Below are 21,394 nucleotides of genomic sequence, written 5' to 3'. Positions count from 1 at the left end.
CATCTCTTTTTATAATAAAGGTGATAATAAGCGGTACGTTGATTCAACAATTCGTCTATGAAGACGTCTTTTATGAAAATGATCAACATGAATTTCACTTGATTCTTCTAAATCATCTTTAAAGTCTTGAACAAGTCTTCTAATGCTCTCTGTATCATATAAAAAGGCATTTACTTCAAAATTCAAATGAAAACTTCTCATATCCATATTAGCTGTCCCAATTGAAGCTAAATCAGAATCGACGATGACAACTTTACTATGAAGAAAACCTTTTTCATATTCATATATCTTTACTCCTGCGTCTAAAAGTTCTGGGAAGTACGATCTCGATGCATAAAAGACAGTCCGCTTATCCGGTTTACTCGGCATTAATAAACGAACATCAATACCAGCAAGTGCAGCAACCTTTAATGCGGATAAAATATCATCATCCGGAATAAAATACGGCGTTGCAATCCAAATAGATTTTCGAGCAGAAGCGATCATTGCAAAATATAAATGCTTAATCGTTTCCCACTTATTATCGGGGCCACCTGCAACTAGCTGCACTCCTCCCCAATGATCACCCTCAACTGCTTTTGCTTGTAAATATTCAGGGGCTAGCACAGCCTCCCCAGTCATATAAAACCAATCTTGAAGGAAAATAAGCTGTAAACTTTGTACAGCTTCACCACGCAAATATAAATGTGTGTCTCGCCAAAAGCCAAAATATTTATTTTTCCCTAAATACTCATCACCGATATTTAAACCGCCTACAAACCCTTCGTTCCCATCAATCACAACAATTTTCCTATGATTTCGATAATTAATTTTATCGTTTAAAATCGGAAAGCGCACAGGAAAGAATGGAATCATTTCTACACCTGCATCGTTTAATTCTTCAATATACGATTTCGATAACTTAAAACTTCCAACCGCATCATATAAAAAGCGAACAACAACGCCTTCTTTCGATTTTTGTATTAAAATATCTTTAATTTCTGTTCCTAACTTATCATCACGCACAATGTAATATTCCATATGAATGTGATGTTTCGCTCGTTTTAACCCATTTAAAATAGCCCGAAACGTTTCATCTCCATTTGTTAATGTCCTCGTTTCAGTTTGAAATGAAATATTTAAAGCACCTAATCGATCCGCTAAACGAAATAACAGTTCTTGATGCTTATGATTGCGTAAAATTCGTTCTTCGTAATCTTCATGCCCTTTATATTGTAAAAACGCCTGTTCATCAAGTAACGCCTTCTTTTGGAACATTCTTTTTCTCCGAAAATTTTGTCCAAATAATAAATAAGCAAAGAAGCCAAATACCGGAAAAATTCCTAAAACAATTAACCATGTAAGTGTTTTAGATGGATGTCGATTTTCTAAGAAAATAACGCAACCAATTAAAAACGCAGATACTGTAAATAAAATACTGATAATACCTAAAATCGAAACATCTTTTATCCCAATCACATCTGAATAAAATGCTACATCAATAAACATACGTAACGAAACAAATAATGCGAACAATAGCAGTATAAAGAAAATCAGCTTTAACGTATTTTTCATCTCTTACCTCCTAACTAAGAAAGCTTTCCTATTCTTCATATAAAAAGCCGATTTCATACTACAGAAATCGGCCTACGTTTTAGCAGGAAAATTATTGCGAATCGTTTCAAGAGCATGCTCTTTCACAATTTGTTTTCCATACTCACTTACACGATGAATTGTTAAAGTTGATTCTTCCCCATATTCTAAAATAATACTTAAAATACGATCGATTTCTTCTTCATCATGTAGCACTTCATCGAATTCCACATATACATAATAGCGGTTCTCAAATGAATACAGCTCATCTTTTATATCTTCAAAGATAAGACGATGACTTAATGAAATGACATCTTCAAAATCATTAAACTTAATTAAAAAGCCAAACGTACCATCTTCATTAAAGTTTGTTCCTGTTTGTTCTTCTACCTCTTCGACTAATTCTTGTTGGAATAATGATTCGATGCCTTCATCTAGAGGAATATCTATAATTTTGTCTACCCCTATCGGTAGTTCCAGCTTTTGCCCGTCTTTTGAAAGCTCTGCTTTCGTGACAAGTACTTCAATCCCTTTATCGACTGCTTGCACTTGAATCCATAACGGTCCATCAATAAAGAAATCGTCATGATCACGAGCTTCGTCCATCATCTCCCAAAAGAGCTCTTCACTTCGTTCGCGATCATACCAAATCTCTTCACGATTAAATCCTCTATCCTCTATATCAATGTACGTAATAAAAAATTTCATCGTATGATCATTAATTCTTTCAATATCCAAAATACAACTCTCCCTTCCTGCTTAGAATTGTTATGAAGGGATTCCCCACTCATATGACAAATCAATAGATTCTTGTACTCTCATTTTATGATAAGATTCTCCAGAATGGAAATAAAATCGATTTATTTTACAAAAATAGTTATATGCCTATCTTTACTCGATCAACTACGTAAATATATTATTATAGCGATTTCTTACTTACAAAAAATTTGGACATACATTTCCACATTCCCCCGTACACTGTAATAAAGTGAAACTTCTATTAGAAGAGATTATTTAACAACAACTTTCTTCATCACATACATATAGTTCGCTTATTAAAACATCATAAATGGAGGCAGACGAATGGACTTAGAGTTTTTAACATCCGTACTAATGATTGTCGGTATCGATGTTGTATTAGGTGGTGACAATGCAATCGTCATCGCACTAGCTAGCCGAAATTTACCTGAATCGAAACGAAATAAGGCTATTTTGATCGGTACTCTTTTAGCGATTGTACTAAGAATTGTCCTTACTATACTAGCTGTCTATTTACTCGACATTCCATTTCTACAATTGATTGGCGGGGTTTTACTTACATTAATTGCAGTCAATTTATTAACCGATAATAGCAACGATCTTTCTTCTATTCAAGGAAAAACAACTTTATTTCAAGCTGTGCGGACAATTGTTTTCGCGGATCTCGTTATGGGGTTTGATAATGTTATTGCCATTGCAGGTGCAGCTCACGGGAGATTTTTACTCGTCATAATCGGCTTACTCATTTCTATCCCGATTATTATTTGGGGCAGCAAACTTATTTTAATACTTATGGAGCGATTTCCATTCCTCATTTATTGCGGTGCAGCAATTCTTGCCTATACTGCAGGAAAAATGGTTACACATGAAGACAGACTTGCAACCTTTTTTCATAACAATCCAAGTTTCACTGCAAGCATTCCTTATTTGTTCATTTTCACTATTTTATGCATCGGCTTTATTGTACAACAAGTTCGATTACGCAATGTGAAACATTAAAAAAAACCTTCTACTATATAATAGGTAGAAGGTTTTCATATTATTATAATTAATTTACAAGACGTTGTGCTTCACGTAATTGGAACGTTCTTACTGTACGTGGTAAGAAACGACGAATTTCGTCTTCGTTGTAACCAACTTGAAGGCGTTTCTCGTCAATCATAATTGGACGACGTAAAATCCCTGGATAGTCACGAATCATCTTATATAAATCTTGAAGTGGTAAAGACTCTAAGTTTACATTCAATTCTTGGAAAACTTTCGAACGAGTAGAAATAATCTCATCCGTTCCGCTTTCTGTCATACGTAAAATCTCTTTAATTTCCTCAATCGTTAATGGATCTGAGAAAATATTACGTTCTGTATAGGGAATATGATTTTCCTCTAGCCATAATTTCGCCTTTCTACAAGACGTACAGCTTGGAGAACTATATAATGTTACCATACAAAGCTCACTCTCCTTAAAGAGTACAAATTCTGTACTAAATACAGTTTTAATTTCTAACTTCAGCAATTTTTCGTGATAACTTGTCTTATTGAAAAGTACAAAAATCACATTTCATGTAAGCAACAACTTATAATAAACAACAATTACTTTTAATAAGTAACTTCTATAATCATTATACAATAGATTTTGCAAGAAATATACAGTAAATTTCCTGCTAGTTGAGAAAACTCTCCCGTGTATTTCACTGCTATGTAACATGATTACGCTCATTTTAGCTGTACTTTAACAATAACTTTCAACCCTTTTACTACTCACTTCCCATAGATTTTTCATATAATATATAGTTATTTATCTATAATCTTCCCTATGAAAAAGAGAACGTTTTCTTACTTTTTCTTGATAAATCAATTAAGAAATGTAAGACTATACAAATGAGAATAAAAAGGAACACTTGTTCTTATTTTAACAAATATCCTCCCTCCTGTCTACATGATTTCTAAAGTAAATTAAATATTTTTCTGACATTTCTTTCTTTTTCATTTTTTATCTCATACAATAAACATACAGACAGGCAAAGGGGGAGTTTTCAAATGATTGCTTTTTTTATTGATTTTATTACGGTTGCTGCCCTCATCATCGGAATAACAGCATTGATTGGTGTCATTACAAATAGCATCGGCGAAAAGCTCTTTGGTGGAAAAGAAAAAATGAAGTTTGTTAACAAAAGTTTGGATGTACAATCTGGCTGGAACCAAGTTGGCGGAAAAGGCATTTATAAGAAACGAACGTATTAAAAAAAGCAGGTGATCACCTGCTTTTTTTCTTATTTCTCTACTGAAGCCCATTTAAAGCTTAAATCGCCGCCATATTTATGGTTGTACATATTTTTAATTGAATCTCTTTGTAAATATGCTCTACCACGTTGATATACTGGAACGATCGCAGCATCATCAAGTAACATTTTTTCTGCTTCTAATAAGTTCTTCCAACGAGCATTTACATCGCTTCCATCTTTTTTCGCCTTCATAATGATTTCATCGTATTTTGGATTAGAGTACTTCATCTTATTTTGTGATCCATCTGTTACAAACATATCAAGATATGTAATTGGATCTGGGAAGTCCGCACTCCATCCAGAGAATGACATGACATAATCGCCCGCATCTTCTAATTTTAGTTTTTGTGCGAATGGTTGTTGTTTAATTTTCACTGTTAAACCTGGTAAATTCTTTTCTAATTCACCTTTTAAATATTCACCAGTTTTCTTTGATAACTCTACATCTTCATTTAATAATTCTAATTCGATTTCATTTTTACCAAGTTCTTTTTTACCAGCTTCCCAATATTTCTTCGCTTCTTTCACGTTTGGTTTTACAATATCCCCGTTTACAGCACGGAAATCTTTTTTATCTGGTCCTTTAATGAAGTTATCAGGAATTAATCCTGTCGCTGGCTTAGAACCGTTATTTAATAATGTATCCACGAATGGCTTACGGTCAAAAGCAAGTGAAATTGCTTTACGAATATTTTTATTTGCTAAAGCTGGATCTTTTTGATTTAAACGAAGGAAGAATACAGATGTATCTTCTACTGTTTGGAAATCTGGTTTTCCTTTATATTTATCAATAAACTCCGCTAATAACGACGCTCGATCAATTGCATTTGTTTCATATAAGTTAATTGGCGTAGATGTATCTTTTACAATATTAAAGTTTACTTCTTCAATCTTTACTTCTTTATTGTCCCAATATGACGCGCTCTTTGTCATTTTAAAGCTACGTTCATGTTGCCAATCACTTAGTGTAAATGGCCCGTTATAAAGCGTTGTATTCGCTTCTAAACCAAACTTCGTACCTTGCTCTTTCACAAACTTTTCATTCGCAGGATAGAAGATTGGATATACCATTAAATCTACAAGGTATGGAATTGAATTATCTAATTCCACTTCTAATGTATAATCATCAATCGCCTTTACCCCTAATTGATCCGGACTCATCTCTTTTTTATTAATTTTCTCTGCATTTTTTATATCATACATAATGTACGCTGATTTCGCAGCTGTATCTGGGTTAATCGCTCTTTGCCATGCATATACGAAATCTTTTGCCGTCACAGGCTCACCATTTGACCATTTTGCGTCTTCACGTAATTTAAATGTATATTTTTTACCATCTTCTGATTTTTTGAATTCCTTCGCTACACCAGGAACTAGCTTATCATCTTTTCCTAAACTGTATAAGCCTTCCATCGTATTAGTCATTACTCTTGAAGAAACTGCATCAGCTGATAACGCTGGATCCATCGTTGGAATTTCTTGTGTTTCAATTAAGTTAATAACTTGCTTCGCGCCGCTTTTTCCGCTATCCCCTTTAGCGTTTGCTTGCGATTCATCTTTTTGATAGCTACATGCCCCTAACATCATGCTCATCGCTACTGTTGATGCTACAAAAACTGGTATCTTTTTTTTCATACTTCCACCCTCCAAAAAAATGTTAACCCTTTCATTTTCAAATAAAAAGAAATATATATATGTTCTAATAATTCATATTATACACACAAATATATTTTTTGTATATTTATATTTCTATTTCATTAAAATTTTCCGTTAAAAAATATACCTTTGTAAACGTTTCATATTGCTGATTATTCTTACTAAAGTGTTAAAAATAACATTTTTTTACACTCTTCTAAATTATCAGATAAAAATGAATTTTATATCTCATAATATTTTATGTATAATTATCCTTTTGTTTTTATCATAAAATAGCACTCTCTTCATAATAAAAATATGTAGGCTAAAATGAGTGCAAAGGTTAAGAAAGTATGTTACGATACATTTTGCTAAAAATAGATATCGGTAAAGAGGGGACGGACATGGCAGCAATTCAAGCAAAAAACGGGCCTACTGAGAAATTAAGTTTATTCTTATTAACATGGCCTATTTTTCTAGAAGTTTTTCTTTTTATGTTAATGGGGATCGCTGATACTTTCATGTTAAGTGCATTATCAGACGATGCTGTATCTGGGGTTGGTGCAGCGAATCAATATCTTCATATTGCGATTTTGGTATTAGAAGTCATCGGGAACGGCGCTGCTATCGTTGTATCTCAATACCTCGGTTCCAAACGCTTTATGGAAGCATCTAAAATATCAGCATTAGCCGTCACATTAAATTTAATAGTTGGGCTCGTTATAAGCGCTGGTTTTCTTTTATTTTCGAAACATATGATGCTCGCAATGAACTTACAAGGCGATGTACTAACGTATGCGCAAAACTACTTATCTATCGTCGGAGGAGCCATCTTCCTACAAGCTATTATTAACTCATTAGCCGCAATTATCCGTGTACACGGTTTTACAAAGCAAGCGATGTTTATTTCACTCGGAATGAATATGATTCATATCGCTGGAAACTACGTACTCATTTTCGGAAAATTTGGTTTCCCTGAGCTCGGTGTACAAGGGGCTGCAATTTCTTCCGCTATCAGTCGATTGATCGCACTTATTGTTTTCTTCTGGTTACTATACCGCGTTATGGAATATCGTGTGAAATTACAATATTACTTCACTTTATCCAAAGAATACATTGGGAAAATTTTAAAAATTGGCATTCCATCTGCATTTGAACAAGTGATGTATCAAGCTTGTCAAATCGTCTTCCTTTATTACGCAACGTACTTAGGAACGGAATCATTAGCTGCTAGACAATACGCTACTAACATTTCCATGTTCACTTATTTATTTGCAATTGCGATTGGTATGGGAACAGCCATTATTATTGGCCGCCTCGTTGGTGGTGGCGAAAAGGATGAAGCATACGAACGCTTGTGGAAAAGTGTAAAATGGGCAATTGGTGTAACTTTATGTATGGTCGCTCTCGTTATTATATTCCGTACACAATTAATGGGACTATTTACAGATAATCCGCACATTATCGGGTTAGGCGCAAGTGTTCTTTTACTAAGTGTACTACTTGAAACGGGACGTACGATGAACATCGTCATCATTAATTCGCTTCGTGCAGCTGGTGATGCAAAATATCCTGTTTTAATCGGTGCATTCTCTATGGTGTTAATGAGTTTACCACTAGGTTACTTTTTCGCCTTTCATTTAGATATGGGTCTCGTTGGTATTTGGCTAGCAATCGCCATCGACGAATGGACACGTGCCATTATTATGTTCTTCCGCTGGAAAAGTAGAGCGTGGGAGCGTTATGCCCTTGTTAAACCTGAAGAACAAGAGGAGAATGTTTCTGTTCAAGTTCAGTAATTTTGCATATGGATATCACTAATGATACATGAGATTTATATCGGCGATTCCTTAAATATATCGACTGACCGACAAATGTATACAATTCTTTTATATAGTAGAAAAGAGCCATCCTTCCATAACAGAAGAATGGCTCTTTTTCTTATTGATAAATCTCTTTATATTTCTTGTACTCCGCTTCAGAACATAGTACGAAATGTCCTGGGCGAATTTCACGCATTGTTGGTGCTTCACTACCATAATTATGCTGTGATGGATCATATACGATACGTTTACGATTGCGCTCATAATCCGGATCTGGAAGTGGAATCGCTGATAATAGTGATTTCGTATATGGATGAATTGGATTCGCATATAATTCATCACTTGTTGTTAACTCAACGATTTGGCCACGATACATTACACCAATACGGTCACTAATGTATTTTACCATTGATAAATCATGGGCGATGAATAAGTATGTTAAACCTTTTTCTTTTTGTAGCTTTTTCAGTAAGTTTACAACTTGCGCCTGAATCGATACGTCAAGTGCTGAGATTGGCTCATCGGCAATGATAAATTCTGGGTCTACAGCAAGCGCTCGAGCGATACCGATACGCTGACGTTGTCCACCTGAGAATTCGTGTGGGAAACGGTTCGCGTGCTCTTTATTTAAACCAACTGTGTTTAATAGTTCATGAACACGGTCCATGCGCTCTTTTTTACTTTTCGCTAGTCCGTGAATATCGATACCTTCTGCAATAATATCCCCTACTGTCATACGAGGGTTTAATGATGCATATGGATCTTGGAAAATCATTTGCATTTTACGGTTGAATTTCTTCAGCTCTGCGCGTGATTTTTTACCATGTACATTTTCACCATCGAATAACACTTCACCAGCAGTTGCATCATATAAACGAATAATCGTTCTTCCAGTTGTCGATTTACCACAACCTGATTCTCCTACAAGACCAAATGTTTCTCCGCGGTAAATATCAAATGAAATATCATTAACCGCTTTGACAACACCACCACTCACGTCGAAGTGCTGCTTTACATTTTTTACTTCAATTAATTTCTCACGTTGTTTAGTCATGTTGTTCACCTGCTTTCATTTGAAGAATGCGTTTTTCAACGACTGCCGGCGGTTTTACTTCTGGAGCTTGCTCGTGAAGTAACCAAGTTGCCGCATAGTGCGTATCACTTACTTTAAATAAAGGTGGGTCCATTTCAAAATCAATTTTCAGTGCCTGTGGGTTACGTGGTGCAAAAGCATCTCCCTTTGGCGGCTTCAATAAATCTGGAGGTGTTCCAGGGATTGCATATAACTCTTCTTCTGAACCATCTAAACTTGGCATAGATGCGATTAAACCCCAAGTATATGGATGTTTCGGATTGTAGAAAATTTCATCTACAGTTCCAATTTCAACAACTTTACCAGCGTACATAACTGCCACTCGGTCCGCAACGTTTGCTACTACACCTAAGTCATGCGTAATGAAAATGATTGCTGCTTCTGTTTTTTGCTGAATGTCTTTCATAAGTTCTAAAATTTGCGCCTGAATTGTAACGTCTAGCGCTGTTGTCGGCTCATCGGCAATTAATAATTTCGGGTTACAAGCTAACGCCATCGCAATAACTACACGCTGTCTCATACCACCTGAGAATTGGTGAGGATATTGTTTTAAACGAGCTTCTGGATTTGGAATACCTACAAGGTCAATTAACTCTAAAGCAACTTTACGTGCATCTGCTTTACTCATCCCTTGGTGTTTAATTAGACCTTCCATAATTTGATTTCCAATTGTCATCGTTGGGTTTAATGATGTCATTGGATCTTGGAAAATCATCGCAATATCTTTACCCCGTACTTGCTGCATTTCTTTTTCTGTTAATTTTGTTAAGTCACGACCTTCAAATACGATTTCACCATTTTTAATGCGTCCAGGAGGATTCGGAATTAATCCCATTAACGCTTTAGAAGTAACTGATTTCCCTGAACCAGATTCTCCTACAATCGCCAATGTTTCTCCTTTTTTCAAATCAAAAGTAACGCCGCGTACAGCTTGTACTTCACCTGCATGTGTATCAAAGGAGACTTGTAAATCTTTTACCTCTAACAATGTTTTCATCTTTGCCTCTCCCCTCTTTTACTTACGCATTTTTGGATCTAACGCGTCGCGTAATCCGTCTGCCATTAAGTTAAACGCTAAAATTAATATACTGATGACAACCGCAGGGATGAACATCATATGCGGATACGTTTGAATAGATTTATAACCATCATTTACAAGAGAACCTAGTGACGCAAATGGTGGCTGAATTCCTAAACCGATGAAACTTAAGAACGCTTCACCAAACACCGCTGATGGAATTGTAAACATTGTCATTACGATAATAGGTCCCATTACGTTTGGAATTAAATGTTTCACAATTAATTGTGTATTTGTTGCACCTAATGTACGAGATGCTAATACATATTCTTGGTTTTTTAACTTTAAGATTTGTCCACGAACAATACGCGACATCCCTATCCAACCTGTAATCGCCATCGCAAGTGTAATTGACCAAATACCAGATCCCATAATGATTACCATTAAAATAACGATGATTAAGTATGGAATACCGTTAATAATCTCCATAATACGTTGCATAATGTTATCTACTCTACCGCCGTAGAATGCTGAAATACCTCCGTATGCAACCCCAATTACTAAGTCAATTGCTGCCGCTAAAAGAGCGATATATAATGATACGCGTGTACCTTCCCATGTTCTTGTCCATAAGTCACGGCCAAGGTCATCTGTACCAAACCAGAAGTACTCTTTAATATCACGTTTTTCATATTGGTCAACACCATATTGATCTGTACCGTCAAATGGTAACCAATGAACATTTTCAATAACTGGAATTTTTGGTGGTAATTTCGCACGACCTAAATCTTGCTCTTTATACGAGTGTTTACTTACCATCGGTCCAAAAATCGCTAATAGCGCAATGATAACTAACAATACAAGGCCAAGCATCGCACCTTTATGTTGGAATAAACGTCTTCTTACATCTTGCCAAAACGTTAAGCTTGGACGGGCAATGACTTCATTATCAACATTATTTTGATTGGCTTGTTGAAATAAATCTGGAGATAATTTTTGTACATCTTTCATCATTTTTTCCCTCCCGCTAAACGAATACGAGGATCAATAATTCCGTATAAAATATCGACAATGAAAATAACTAAAATGAAGATCGCACTATAGAAAATCGTAGTTCCCATAATAACTGTATAGTCATTTAAAGTAATCGATTTAACGAATTGTTCCCCAAGTCCTGGTACAGCATAAATTTGCTCGATAACAAGTGTTCCTGTAATTAATGCCGCAACCATTGGTCCTAAAATTGTTACAACTGGAATTAACGCGTTACGAAGTGCATGTTTGACAATGATAACGCCTTGGCTAATTCCTTTCGCTTTCGCTGTTAAAATGTAATCGGCTTGCATAACTTCAATTAATTCTGCACGAGAGAAACGTGCGATTGTTGCGATAACTCCCATCGATAATGCAATTGTAGGCATTACAGTAAACTCTGGTCCTTTCCAGAATGCTACTGGGAACCAGCCAAGTTTTACCCCTACGAAATATTGCAGTAATGCGGCGAATACGAATGATGGTACCGACATTCCGAGTACCGAAATAACTGTTGCACTATAATCTACCCACGTATTATTACGAAGTGCGGCAACAATACCTAAAATTAAACCGATAAATGTTCCTAATATAATCGCTTGTAAACCTAATTGGGCTGATGGTCCAATACGATCCACAATCATGTCTGTTACTGGGCGGTTATCATATTGGAATGATACCCCTAAATCACCTTTTGCTAAGTTACCTAAGTAACGTGCATATTGAACTGGTACCGGATCATTCAATCCGTATTTTTCAAGAATGATTTCTTTTTGTGCCGGTGATAGTTTCTCCTGGTTTTTAAGCGGAGAACCCGGAAGTAATTTCATCAAAAAGAAAGTCATTGTAGTAATTAAAAATAATGTCAAAGCCATGTACACGAAACGTTTTAATACATAACGTCCCATAGTCAAGCACCTCCCCGTTTTTCTCAAAAGCAATAAGATAGTTTAAAATATTCTTACTTTTATTTTTTTAAAATAAGAGCATATGCCCATCATAGGCATATACCCTTGTAAACGATGGAAAAAAAAGATTATTTTTGTTCAACAGATGCCCATTTGTAAGTTAATTTACCACCATAGTTAATTGGGATAATATCTTTTACGGCACCTTTTACTACATACGCTGAACCTTTTTGGAAGATTGGAGTGATAACTGCATCCTCTTTAATTAACATCTTCTCTACTTCTAGAAGGTTGTCCCAGCGAGCTTGTAAATCTTTTGTATCTGTTTTAGCTTTTAGGATTAACTCATCATATTTCTGATTAGAATACCCTGTTTTATTTTGAGAACCATTCGTAACAAACATATCTAAATATGAGATTGGATCTGGGAAATCTGGTCCCCAAATACCAAACGCAATATCATATTGCTGAGAATCTTCTAATTTATTTTTTTGTGCGAATGGTTGCTGTTTAATTTTAATTGATAAACCTGGTAAGTTCTTTTCCATCTCACCTTTTAAGAATTCCCCAACTTTTTTAGCATCTTCATTATCAAAGTTTAAGAATTCTAGTTCGATTTTATCAGTTCCAAGCTCTTTCTTCGCTGTTTCCCAAAGCTTTTTTGCTTCTTTTGGATTTGTTTCAACTAGCTTTCCATTTTCAGCTCGAAAATCTTTTTTATTTGGACCTTCAGCGAAATCTTTTCCAACAAATCCGTAAGCTCCAATTGCGCCGTTATTTAAAATAACTTTTGCAATGTTATCACGGTCAAAGGACATTGAAATTGCTTTTCTTAAGTTTTTATTACTTAAGTACTGATTACTTTGATTAAATCTTAAGTAAGCAACCCCTGCCTCTTTTCTTGTTTGGAACTCTGGGCTTTTTCTAAACTTATCAACAAATTCAGACGTTAAAGCCGCTCGATCAATCGCGTTTGTCTCATATAAATTTACATCAGTTGCTGTATTTTTTACAATATTAAAGTTGATTTCTTCGATTTTAACCGTTTTATTATCCCAATATGAAGGATTCTTCTTGAATTGGAAACTTTGTTCATGTTTCCAATCACTCATAACGAATGGACCGTTATATAATGTTGTATTTGCCTCTAAACCAAATTTATCACCTTGTGCTTTTACAAAGTTTTCATTTAGTGGGTAAAATACTGGATAAACTGTTAAATCGATAAAGTAAGGAACGGGATTGTCTAATTCTACTTCTAGTGTATAATCATCAATCGCTTTTACACCTAATTGGTCAGCAGGTAATTCTTTTTTATGAATTTTCTCTGCATTTTTAATATCGAACATAATGTATGAATACGTTGCTTTTGTATCTGGATTTACTGCTCTTTTCCATGAATACACAAAGTCTTTAGCTGTTACAGGTTCCCCATTCGACCATTTCGCATCTCTTCTTAATTTAAATATGTATTTCTTCCCATCATCTAGCTTTTCGACATCTTCTGCAACTCCAGGCATTCTCTTTTGATCTTTGCCAATACGATATAAACCTTCCATCGTATTATTTAATGCTGTAGAAGATGCAGAGTCAGATGCTAGCGATGCATCCATTGACGGAATTTCAGATAACTCTGTTAAATTAAGAGTCTGCTTTCCGTTACTACTACTCGTAGCGTTTTCTTTCCCTTTTGCTTTTGCGTCATCTTTTTGGTAGCTACACGCACCCAGCAACATACTTGCAGTTAAAGTCGATGCAAGTAATAACGGTATCTTTTTCTTCATGTTGTGTTGCCTCCCCTAATTGCACTTCCTGTACCCTCACTTGTTAAAAAGTAGAATTGAAAGAATAATCTCCAAGTTTCTACAATTTTCATTATACATATAATATAACAATTGTGAATATAGTTTTTTGTTTTTTTGTTAAAATTTTTAATAAAATATTTATATTTTTAATTTTTCGTAAAGGGATACATTAACATTGCTACCATCATCTTAAAATCAGACCTTTAATTGCGTATAATTTTCAAAAAATTAATCCTAGTACTTATTATAGCTTTTATAGTATAATAATTCTAGTAATATTTTGACGGAGGGGAATATTTTGAATAAAGTTTTTTTTCATACTTGTATACTAATTTTTATAGCGATGATTGCTTCTAGTATTGGTGCATTCCTCATTTCATCTCAATTTTTGTTGAACTTTGTCAACATTTTGTTTTATATTGCACTGTTTTTTATTCTTATCGGCGGTTTTTTATACATATTTCAAAATGGTTTTTTCAATGTAACCATTTACGCATTCCAAAGAGTATTTGGTACGAACAAAAAGATTGACTCTTTAATTGAAGAAGTCGAGGAACCTACAGATAAGAAAGAACGTATTTATAAAACATATTCATTCAAATGGACATATCCAATTTGTATTACAGGTATCTTCCTTGGGTTGTTCTCGACCCTCATTAGCTTTACTATTTTGATGTAGTTTGCAAACACTATCCCATATGATATAATAATCAGCAAAACATTTTGTTATAAAACTTTAGTTCTTTCATATTAAAAGAGCTCAAGTAACAATAAATAAATTTATATGTATGCGATGATAAAGAAGAGTACATATTGAGGCAATTTCAGAGAGCTTGTGGTTGGTGTGAACAAGTAATTGTACAGTATGGAATGGGCTTTTGAGCACCAAACCGAACCGAAAGTAGTAGGCTTTGGCGTTATATCCTAACGTTATTATGGATTAGAGAGATTTCACAGTAGTGAAATAATTAGGGTGGTACCGCGGTCCATTCGTCCCTATAGTTTTTGGGATGAATGGGCTTTTTTGTTTGCCTTCTCTTCCCCCCATCACGCATTCAATTTTAGGAGGAATTACTTATGTCAGTTATCTTTTCTGGTATTCAGCCAAGTGGAACGATTACACTTGGAAACTATTTAGGCGCCATGAAGCAGTTTACAGAGCTTCAAAATGAACACGACTGTTATTTCTGTATTGTAAACCAACATGCGATTACAGTACCTCAAGATCCCGTCGGACTTCGTAAAAACATCCGCAGTCTTGCTGCACTTTATGTAGCATGCGGCATCGATCCTGAAAAAGCTACTTTATTTGTACAATCAGAAGTACCAGCACACGCTCAATTAGGATGGATCATGCAATCTGTTGCTTACGTTGGAGAATTAGAACGTATGACGCAATATAAAGATAAAGCTTCGGGTAGAGATTCAGTTCCAGCTGGATTACTTACGTATCCACCATTAATGGCTGCTGATATTTTACTTTACAACACTGAAATCGTACCAGTTGGTGATGACCAAAAGCAACATATGGAATTAACACGCGACCTAGCAGAGCGTTTCAACAAACGCTTCCGTGAAGTGTTCACAATTCCTGAAATTCGTATTCCAAAAGTAGGCGCTCGCGTTATGTCATTAACAGAACCTACGAAGAAAATGAGTAAATCTGATCCGAATCCAAAATCAATGATCAGTATGCTTGATGAACCAAAAACAATTGAAAAGAAAATTAAGAGTGCTGTTACTGACTCTGAAGGTATTGTGAAATTTGATAAAGAAAACAAACCTGGTATCTCTAACTTATTAACAATCTACTCTTCATTCTCTGGAAAAACAGTTGAAGAAATTGAAGCAATGTACGAAGGAAAAGGATACGGCGACTTCAAAGGCGACCTAGCGCAAGTAGTCGTAGAAGCAATTCGTCCAATCCAAGACAAATATAACGAACTAATCAACTCACCAGAACTAGACGAAATTCTAGACAAAGGTGCAGAAAAAGCAAACCGCGTTGCATTCAAACAACTACGCAAAGTAGAAAACGCAATGGGACTAAGCAGAAAACGTAGGTAACATATAAAGCGGAGGCAGCTCGTTCAGCTCTGACTGGCTAAGGTTCTTTCGCATAGAAGACGCTTTTTGTCTTCTTATGCGAAAGGTTCTTAGACACGAAGAGCTTGCTGCCGGAGCTGGATTTCTACAAAAAGCGGAGGCGACTGTTTAGCCCTGACGGCTAAGGTTCTTTCCCATAGAAGGTGCTTTTTACCTTCTCGTGGGGAAGGTTCTTAGACGCGAAGGGCTAGGAGCCGGAGCTGGATTACATATAAAGCGGAGACGGTTCGCTTAGAATGTGAGGAGGATGGAGCTCCTGACGTAGAGGCGCTTTTTGCCTCGCAGGAAGGCGCGAAGCCACCGAACATTCTTGCCGCTGGAGCTGGATTACATATAAAGCGGAAGCGGCTCGTTTAGAATGTGAGGAGGATGGAGCTCCTGACGTAGAGGCGCTTTTTGCCTCGCAGGAAGGCGCGAAGCCACCGAACATTCTTGCCGCTGGAGCTGGATTACATATAAAGCGGAAGCGGCTCGTTTAGAATGTGAGGAGGATGGAGCTCCTGACGTAGAGGCGCTTTTTGCCTCGCAGGAAGGCGCGAAGCCACCGAACATTCTTGCCGCTGGAGCTGGATTACATATAAAGCGGAAGCGGCTCGTTTAGAATGTGAGGAGGATGGAGCTCCTGACGTAGAGGCGCTTTTTGCCTCGCAGGAAGGCGCGAAGCCACCGAACATTCTTGCCGCTGGAGCTGGATTACATATAAAGCGGAAGCGGCTCGTTTAGAATGTGAGGAGGATGGAGCTCCTGACGTAGAGGCGCTTTTTGCCTCGCAGGAAGGCGCGAAGCCACCGAACATTCTTGCCGCTGGAGCTGGATTACTACAAAATTAAAAAACCGCCAATTGGCGGTTTTTTAATTTACCTTTTGCTCATTTTCCATTTCCCATAACTTTTCAAAAAATGGCTGTCCTTTTACGAGACGCTCGCATAATTGTTCATGCTTATCAGACCAGCCTGTTTTCGCTTCATCATACAGCTTAACCCAAATATCTTCAAATTCCATATGTTGAACCATTCCATATGCTGATGGATCCCACTCTGTGAACCAATAGCGAATTTCTGCTGTATTTTTCGTTGTATGTAATTGATCTAACGCCATAAATAATAATTGTTTTAGCTGTCTTTCTTTACGAGTCAAGCCATTCATAATGAAAGGCGATGGTGATAAAATGTGATGTTCTTTTTCTGTTTCTTCTACTTGGAACTCATACTTTTCTGCTTGTACGTTTTCTACCATCTCATATACCATCTGCTCTTGGCGTGGTATAAGTCTGCTTTTGCGAATTGGTACATTGTAGCCAATTGTGTCAATCGCAATAATCCCTTTTCCATCTGTAACAACAAAGCAATACTCTTGCTGCAAACGTTCATGATTTTTACGAATATAAGCCTTATGATGTACGTCTTCCAGCATTTTTTGCGGAAGCTCTAACAATTCGTTCTCGATGTAATGATATAATGTGGCATCTACTTTTAATAATGGCACTTGATCTAATAGCTCAATCGTATCATCTTTCCGCCATTCGTAAAAATGACAAACGTTATACCCATTTTCTTCACCTTCAAACCAATTTACCCATACATCATGTAGATATAACATTCACTACCCCTCACTTCACTACTGTTTGTACCAATCATTATGTTCATTTTTGCTTAACTTTATTCCACTTGAGGAAATATATTCTAATTATTATTTTTTCTTCTATTAATACTAAAAAAACAGGAAATAGAAATCCTGTTTTTTTATATATGAAATGTACTTGCTTTATTCAATATTTCTTTTGCATCTATAGATAATAAAGAAAGTGTATCTTCTCCTTCCAAAGTTACACAATCTTTGACAATATGAAATCCAAGCGCATAGCCAAGCATCTTCGGATAAGAGTGAAAGCCATTTAATAAGATGTCATGTTCCCTTGTTCCTCGTTTTATACTTATTCTTTCATGTACAATATTTTTCCAATAATAAATAGCCTCTTCCTTTGAAAGATACGCCGTCCACGGTGCATTGTTTTTTTCTGTATACCTTTCTGTTACTGCTTGTTCAGCTAGCCCTTCCATAATCATCGTATCAAGTAATGTATATTCTGTTTCTTTCGTCTCAATTTGATGTAACCTGCATATGTGATGATATTCATGCGCTAATAACACTTTTAATTCTTCTACCGAATTCCGTCCACATACGAATAAGAAAATAACATGACGCATAGATAATCCAGCCCTACCGTTATACTCTTCTTGTACAGTTCGATTATAGGAATCTGATAATAAAATAAAGACAGGGACATCTGGACCTTTTAACCAGTTTTTCAGTTTATCATACTCCAGGCTCAATTCTTTCCAAATTTCCTTTTCCTCTAATTCTTTAATTTCCTTTTCTCCGCGCATGATCGGGCGATACATCCCTTTTGAAATTAAAAAGCGATACAACCTTTCTTTTGGCAACGGAATATACTTCGTAAATTTCTCACAAAGTTTTTCTGGCCGCCCATAATATAAATGTAGCCATTCAGCTGTTTCAACAATCCCCATCTTTATCCCTCCTTTTTCTTATGTATATGCTACAGGAGAAAAAGGCGTAAAAATAAATAAGGAGTTTTTTCGCAATATATTGCGAAAAAACTCCTTATTTTATCTATTATTTATACGATTTAAATACTAACACTGCGTTATGACCACCAAATCCTAATGAGTTACTTAATACTGCATTTACTTCTTGGTGTCTCGCTTGATTCGGTACGTAATCTAAGTCACATTCTGGATCTGGTGTCTCATAGTTAATTGTTGGCGGAATTACTCCGTCTGTAATTGATTTAATAGAGAAAATCGCTTCAACAGCACCAGCTGCTCCTAATAAGTGACCTGTCATTGATTTCGTTGAGCTAATCGCTACTTTATACGCGTGCTCACCGAAAGTTTCTTTAATTGCCATCGTTTCATATTTTTCATTCGCATCCGTACTTGTACCATGCGCATTAATGTAATCAATATCTTCTAGCTGTAGGCCTGCATCAGCTAAAGCTTGACGCATTGCACGCACTCCGCCTTCACCACCAGGAGCAGGCATTGTAATATGGAACGCATCTCCAGTTGCACCATAACCAGCAATTTCCGCGTAAATGTGAGCACCACGCGCTAATGCGTGCTCTAATTCTTCAAGAATTAGAATACCTGAGCCTTCACCCATTACAAAACCGCTACGGTTTTTATCAAATGGACGGCAAGCCGTTGCTGGGTCTTCATTAAATGTTAATGCTTTCGCTGAGCTAAATCCTGCGAATGCCATACTTGTTAGCGGTGCTTCTGCTCCGCCTGTAATCATTGCATCAGCATCACCACGCTGAATTGCTTTAAATGCATCACCAATTGAGTTTGCACCAGATGCACAAGCCGTTACAGAACAAGTGTTAATTCCTTTTGCTCCTGTTGCGATTGATACTTGACCTGCTGCCATATCCGGAATCATCATCGGTACGAAGAATGGGCTCACGCGGCGTGGGCCTTTCTCAGTAAAAATCTTAAATTGTTCTTCGTATGTTTCCATACCGCCAATACCTGATCCAATCCATACACCAATTCGAGGTCCGTTTTCTTCTGTAATTTCAAGCTTTGCATCTGCAACTGCCATTTTCGCTGCTGCTACTGCATATTGTGTAAAGCGGTCCATACGGCGCGCTTCTTTTTTATCAATATATTTCTCGACTTCAAAGTCGTTAATTTCCGCTGCTACTTTTGCTGGAAATAGTTCTGGATCAATTCTTGTAAGTCGCCCGATTCCAGATACACCCTTTTTAATGTTTTCCCATGCTGTTTCAACATCTGTTCCGACCGGTGTAACAGCTCCTAGTCCTGTAATTACGACCCTCTTTTTTTCCATACAAAATACACTCCTTTTTTTCTCTCAGTCCTTATTTACCCCAACGAAGAGCGACTGCTCCCCATGTTAATCCGCCACCAAAACCAACAAGTATAATTAAATCACCATCTTGAATACGTCCATTTTGCAATTCCTCTACCATTGCAATTGGAATTGAAGAAGCTGATGTATTACCAAACTTTTCAATTGTCATACTCATTTTTTCTTGTGGTAAATTTAATCTCTCTCTTGCAGATTCCATAATACGAATATTCGCTTGATGCGGTACTAAGAAATCCACATCCTCTTTTGTAAGACCAGCCTTATCTAAAACGCGAAGACAAGATTCACCAAGTTGACGAACGGCAAATTTAAAGACTTCTCTGCCATTCATCATAACATACTCGTCTTGATATAGATGCTTACCGCCGCTTCCGTCTGCTCCTAATTCGAAAGATAGAACGCCTCTTCCTTCTGAAACTGCTCCCATTACGATAGCACCGGCTCCGTCTCCAAATAATACCGCTGTATTTCGATCATTCCAGTCTACAATTTTAGATAGCTTATCACTACCAACTACTAATACGTTTTTATAAGTCCCCGTTTGAATAAATTGCTGCGCTGTAATCATTCCGTACATAAAGCCAGCGCATGCTGCACCTACATCCATTGCAGCTGCATGTTTCGCTCCAATCGCTTCTTGAATGACACAAGCTACTGCTGGAAACGCACGATCTGGTGTTACTGTCGCCACTAAAATAAGATCGATATCTTCTCCGCTAACCCCTGCATCTTCAAGTGCTTTTTTTGCAGCCTCTACGGCCATATATGAAGTATCTATTGTATCATCGGCAATGCGTCTTTCTGCAATTCCCGTTCTCGTACGAATCCATTCATCGGATGTATCCATTATTTTTTCTAAATCGTGATTTGTGACTACTTTTTCTGGCACATATCTTCCGATCCCTAAAATGCCCACGTTCACATCGCAGCCCTCCGTTTTATATCAATTATTATGACTTGGTACTAATTTTAAAACATAAATGTATTTTTGTCTAGAATATATTTCGCATAAAACAGAAAGCTAACGCATTATTCACGTTATTTTTCATTAAAAGAAACAGAAACATACCTCTCAAATATAAAAAGACTCAAACCCTTCTGTTCACGGTTCGAGCCTCTCTTCCATCTAAAAAGATGTTTTTTATTCTTTATCTGCTTTTCTTCTAAACTAGAGAGTTCTCCTCACTACCTTTCCTTTATCCTCTTCATATCTCTAGTTTTCCCCCAGGCGAGAATAAAAAAGGCTCTGACCGCTTCTATCCACGGTTCGAGCCTCTCTTCCACCTTAAAAAGATGCTTTTTATTCTTTATCTGCTTTCCTTCTAAACTAGAGAGTTCTCCTCACTACTTTTCCTTTATCCTCTTCATATCTCTGGTTTTCCCCCAGGCGAGAATAAAAAAGGCCCTGACCGCTTCTATCCACGGTTCGGGCCTCTCTTCCAT

At 36.5% G+C, this 21,394-nt stretch carries 18 protein-coding genes and 1 other annotated feature; of the genes, 5 read left to right on the top strand and 13 right to left on the bottom strand.

The features are described 5' to 3' along the window. Nucleotides 1–9: 9 nt before the first annotated feature. Both MHB52_RS06685 and mecA read right to left on the bottom strand, forming a co-directional pair. Complete coding sequence (locus tag MHB52_RS06685) at nt 10–1,554, bottom strand: cardiolipin synthase (RefSeq protein WP_000799195.1); 1,545 nt, start codon at nt 1,552–1,554, stop codon at nt 10–12. Between the two features lie 72 nt (nt 1,555–1,626). Then, complete coding sequence (mecA, locus tag MHB52_RS06680; RefSeq protein WP_000350716.1) at nt 1,627–2,310, bottom strand: adaptor protein MecA; 684 nt, start codon at nt 2,308–2,310, stop codon at nt 1,627–1,629. Between the two features lie 345 nt (nt 2,311–2,655). Here mecA and MHB52_RS06675 point away from each other — a divergent pair, with 345 nt between their 5' ends. Continuing rightward, complete coding sequence (locus MHB52_RS06675) at nt 2,656–3,330, top strand: TerC family protein (protein ID WP_000362615.1); 675 nt, start codon at nt 2,656–2,658, stop codon at nt 3,328–3,330. Nucleotides 3,331–3,379: 49 nt separating this feature from the next. On the opposite strand, the gene spx is transcribed toward MHB52_RS06675, so the two are convergent. Beyond that, the gene (gene spx / locus MHB52_RS06670; protein WP_000258267.1) at nt 3,380–3,775 is read right to left on the bottom strand and encodes a transcriptional regulator Spx; all 396 of its coding nucleotides are present in this window, start codon (nt 3,773–3,775) and stop codon (nt 3,380–3,382) included. A 593-nt stretch (nt 3,776–4,368) separates the two neighbouring features. Between spx and MHB52_RS06665 the strand changes: the two genes are divergently transcribed. Next, nucleotides 4,369–4,572, top strand: coding sequence for a hypothetical protein (locus MHB52_RS06665; protein WP_000559971.1), 204 nt, complete (start codon nt 4,369–4,371; stop codon nt 4,570–4,572). 29 nt (nt 4,573–4,601) lie between these two features. Here MHB52_RS06665 and MHB52_RS06660 read toward each other — a convergent pair whose 3' ends face one another. Continuing rightward, nucleotides 4,602–6,248 carry a peptide ABC transporter substrate-binding protein gene (locus MHB52_RS06660; RefSeq protein ID WP_000727249.1) on the bottom strand — a complete coding sequence of 549 codons (1,647 nt, stop codon included), beginning with the start codon at nt 6,246–6,248 and terminating at the stop codon, nt 4,602–4,604. A gap of 353 nt (nt 6,249–6,601) precedes the next feature. Here MHB52_RS06660 and MHB52_RS06655 point away from each other — a divergent pair, with 353 nt between their 5' ends. Beyond that, the gene (locus tag MHB52_RS06655; protein ID WP_016117419.1) at nt 6,602–8,047 is read left to right on the top strand and encodes an MATE family efflux transporter; all 1,446 of its coding nucleotides are present in this window, start codon (nt 6,602–6,604) and stop codon (nt 8,045–8,047) included. A 142-nt stretch (nt 8,048–8,189) separates the two neighbouring features. Here MHB52_RS06655 and MHB52_RS06650 read toward each other — a convergent pair whose 3' ends face one another. The 5 genes from MHB52_RS06650 to MHB52_RS06630 form a co-directional block, all read right to left on the bottom strand. Then, nucleotides 8,190–9,125 carry an ABC transporter ATP-binding protein gene (locus MHB52_RS06650; protein WP_000166348.1) on the bottom strand — a complete coding sequence of 312 codons (936 nt, stop codon included), beginning with the start codon at nt 9,123–9,125 and terminating at the stop codon, nt 8,190–8,192. Then, entirely contained in the window at nt 9,118–10,161 is a 1,044-nt protein-coding gene (locus tag MHB52_RS06645; RefSeq protein ID WP_000854346.1) for an ABC transporter ATP-binding protein, read from the bottom strand. Before MHB52_RS06645 ends, MHB52_RS06650 begins: the two co-directional genes overlap by 8 nt. An 18-nt stretch (nt 10,162–10,179) precedes the next feature. Next, nucleotides 10,180–11,196 (bottom strand): oligopeptide ABC transporter permease, encoded by a 1,017-nt coding sequence (gene opp3C / locus MHB52_RS06640; RefSeq protein WP_000974106.1) that lies wholly within the window; start codon nt 11,194–11,196, stop codon nt 10,180–10,182. Continuing rightward, on the bottom strand, nt 11,193–12,122 hold the full coding sequence (gene opp3b / locus MHB52_RS06635) for an oligopeptide ABC transporter permease (protein ID WP_000534172.1): 930 nt from the start codon (nt 12,120–12,122) through the stop codon (nt 11,193–11,195). Before opp3b ends, opp3C begins: the two co-directional genes overlap by 4 nt. Before the next feature lie 128 nt (nt 12,123–12,250). Then, on the bottom strand, nt 12,251–13,906 hold the full coding sequence (locus tag MHB52_RS06630) for a peptide ABC transporter substrate-binding protein (protein ID WP_000727212.1): 1,656 nt from the start codon (nt 13,904–13,906) through the stop codon (nt 12,251–12,253). Nucleotides 13,907–14,225: 319 nt separating this feature from the next. On the opposite strand from MHB52_RS06630, the gene MHB52_RS06625 reads away from it, so the two are divergent. Both MHB52_RS06625 and trpS read left to right on the top strand, forming a co-directional pair. Further along, nucleotides 14,226–14,606, top strand: a complete 381-nt coding sequence (locus tag MHB52_RS06625) for a DUF3899 domain-containing protein (protein WP_001044997.1) — start codon at nt 14,226–14,228, stop codon at nt 14,604–14,606. Nucleotides 14,607–14,711: 105 nt separating this feature from the next. Next, nucleotides 14,712–14,928, top strand: a binding site (T-box leader). A 76-nt stretch (nt 14,929–15,004) separates the two neighbouring features. Continuing rightward, a complete protein-coding gene (trpS, locus tag MHB52_RS06620; RefSeq protein ID WP_000110985.1) occupies nt 15,005–15,994 on the top strand; it encodes a tryptophan--tRNA ligase in 990 nt (329 codons plus the stop codon). 891 nt (nt 15,995–16,885) lie between these two features. On the opposite strand, the gene MHB52_RS06615 is transcribed toward trpS, so the two are convergent. From MHB52_RS06615 to fabH, 4 genes are all read right to left on the bottom strand, one after another. Beyond that, a complete protein-coding gene (locus MHB52_RS06615) occupies nt 16,886–17,632 on the bottom strand; it encodes a YjbA family protein (protein ID WP_000966128.1) in 747 nt (248 codons plus the stop codon). A 143-nt stretch (nt 17,633–17,775) separates the two neighbouring features. Continuing rightward, nucleotides 17,776–18,564: a DUF2268 domain-containing protein gene (locus MHB52_RS06610; protein WP_000513275.1), complete on the bottom strand. Its 789-nt coding sequence runs from the start codon at nt 18,562–18,564 to the stop codon at nt 17,776–17,778. Nucleotides 18,565–18,670: 106 nt separating this feature from the next. Then, the gene (fabF, locus tag MHB52_RS06605) at nt 18,671–19,909 is read right to left on the bottom strand and encodes a beta-ketoacyl-ACP synthase II (RefSeq protein WP_061663897.1); all 1,239 of its coding nucleotides are present in this window, start codon (nt 19,907–19,909) and stop codon (nt 18,671–18,673) included. Nucleotides 19,910–19,940: 31 nt separating this feature from the next. After that, nucleotides 19,941–20,873, bottom strand: a complete 933-nt coding sequence (gene fabH / locus MHB52_RS06600) for a beta-ketoacyl-ACP synthase III (protein WP_001100533.1) — start codon at nt 20,871–20,873, stop codon at nt 19,941–19,943. Between the last annotated feature and the right edge of the window lie 521 nt (nt 20,874–21,394).

Source organism: Bacillus sp. FSL K6-0073 (assembly GCF_038006085.1).
Taxonomy (GTDB): domain Bacteria; phylum Bacillota; class Bacilli; order Bacillales; family Bacillaceae_G; genus Bacillus_A; species Bacillus_A cereus.
The sequence above is the reverse complement of the archived record's forward strand: the minus strand, read 5'-3'. Positions and strand labels throughout refer to the sequence as shown.